The sequence below is a fragment of the Mesorhizobium sp. M2A.F.Ca.ET.037.01.1.1 genome, assembly GCF_003998075.1.
Classification (GTDB): Bacteria; Pseudomonadota; Alphaproteobacteria; order Rhizobiales; family Rhizobiaceae; genus Mesorhizobium.
In genome coordinates this window covers 1-1,873 of record NZ_RZSA01001157.1, presented here as the reverse complement: position 1 = coordinate 1,873, position 1,873 = coordinate 1, and the positions used below count along the sequence as shown (strand labels likewise).

The 1,873-nt window shown below is 67.2% G+C and carries 2 protein-coding genes and 1 pseudogene; 1 reads left to right on the top strand and 2 read right to left on the bottom strand.

The annotated features are described in order from the left end of the window. Positions 1-207, top strand: a pseudogene (locus EOA27_RS41185) (LysR family transcriptional regulator); the annotation flags it as partial. Between the two features lie 23 nt (positions 208-230). Here EOA27_RS41185 and EOA27_RS34560 read toward each other — a convergent pair. Both EOA27_RS34560 and EOA27_RS34555 read right to left on the bottom strand, forming a co-directional pair. Next, complete coding sequence (locus tag EOA27_RS34560) at positions 231-1,604, bottom strand: MmgE/PrpD family protein (RefSeq protein ID WP_126081367.1); 1,374 nt, start codon at positions 1,602-1,604, stop codon at positions 231-233. A gap of 20 nt (positions 1,605-1,624) precedes the next feature. After that, positions 1,625-1,873: NAD-binding protein (locus EOA27_RS34555; RefSeq protein WP_148669969.1), on the bottom strand; the 249-nt coding region annotated here is incomplete at its 5' end.

Below are 1,873 nucleotides of genomic sequence, written 5' to 3'. Positions count from 1 at the left end.
ACCTATGCGTCCGTGCACCTGCTTGCCGAAGCCGGCCGTATCGAGGTCTGGCCGTTCGACCCGCAGATCACCCGCAAGCTGATCCTCGCGACCTCGTCGCAGAAACCGATGTCCTCGACATTCCGGCCGCTGTTCCGCGCCGTGCGCACGGAACTGAGGGACATCATCTCCACCCATGTCTGGAAGCCGCCGCAGCACAATCGCTGAGGTCGGGCACGACGGCGTGCGGCCTATGCCTTCGGCCGGGCCAGCGGCATGATCGAACCGACGTCGCTGACGTCGCGAAGCGCGCACAGGCTATCGGCAAGCGCGCCGGCATCGATCGCCGGGCTGCCGTACTCGGCGAGGGTGGCGAACTTATCGCGCAGCGCGGCGTCCGTCATCGGCCGTGCCGGACTGCCCGTGGCGGCCAGCTCGCGCACCTCGAAATGCGCCCCATCGCTGCAGCGGACGGAGACATAGGCCGCCTCGACCGGAATGGCTTCGTCCGTCTCGATCGGACGCACCGTGGCGCGCAATGCCTTCACGTCAGGATCGTTCACAGCCGCGTCGCTGAAATCGGCGGCGCCGGCCGTGCCGCGCAACAGAGCGACGGCGACAGCATGCTGCGCGCTGACCTGCGCTTCCCTGCCCGTGGTGACATTGGGCCTGTCGGCGCGGGCCTTGAGCAGAGGGCAGCCGCGCACGGTGATGTCGCTGACGAGATCGGCGGAGAAATCAGGTTTCCGATGCAGGTCAAGGCATGCGTCGATAACGGGGTTGAGCACCACGCCGCAGGGATATGGCTTGAACATGTTGCGCAGGTTTTCCCAGTCGCTGCCGAGTTCGCGCTCGATCAGCTCAGGCTTTGGCGCGTGGCACAACACCTTGAGGAAACCGCGCGGGCCTTCGAGGGGCATCGGCGGTCCTTCGACCCCGCCCTTCGCCATCAGCGCCGCGAGCAGGCCTCCGCGCGCGGCGGTGCCGACGCCCACGCTCTTCGCCATGAAGCCCAGTGTCTCGACGAGACCCGAAGCCTGGGCGGACGCATTGCCGAAGGCCCAGAGGATTTCCTCCTCGGTCAGATCGAGCAGCTTCGCCGCGGCTACCGCGGCGCCGAAGATTCCGCAGGTCGACGTGATGTGCCAGCCGCGATTGTAGTGGCCCGGCGAGATCGCGTTGCCGATCCGGCAGGTCACCTCCACGCCGAGAACGAAGGCATGCAGAAGCTTGGTCCCGCTGACCGGCCGTAGTTCGGCGAGGGCAAGGACGACGGGGGCCACGGGCGCGGTCGGATGGATGATCGTGCCTTGATGGGTGTCGTCGAAATCGAACACGTTCATTGACGCGGCGTTGAGAAAGGCAGCGGTCGGCGCATCCCGCTTCGCGCCATGACCGACAACGGTCGCCGCCGTCCCCGCCGAGAAGGGCGCGAGGCTCGCCGCAAGGCGCAGGATCGCCTGGTCGGACGAACCTCCAAGCGCGGTCCCGAAGCCGTTGAAGAGGGCGCGCAGCGCATGCTCGCACACCGGCTCCGGCACGTCGTTCCATTGCGAATTGCGCACGAACGCGGCAAGCCTGCGCGACAGGCCCGGAGCAATCGCCTGAGGGGAAGTGCCGCTCATCGGACTCGTTCCGGCCGGCGTCAGGCCTGGGCCTTCTTGCTGGCGACCGTCACGCCGGCCCAACCCTCGATCGGCTTGATGATTTCGGTCAGGTCCGCATCGGCGCCGAGGTCGCTCTTCGCCACGGTCAGCAACTGCCGCACCGCGCCGCCGACGATCATCGGCACGCCCAGCGCGTCGCTCTCCTCGAGACAAAGGCGAATGTCCTTGGCCGACAGCCCGATGGCGAAGCCGAAATCGAAGCCGCGGGTAAGGACGAATTTCGGGAT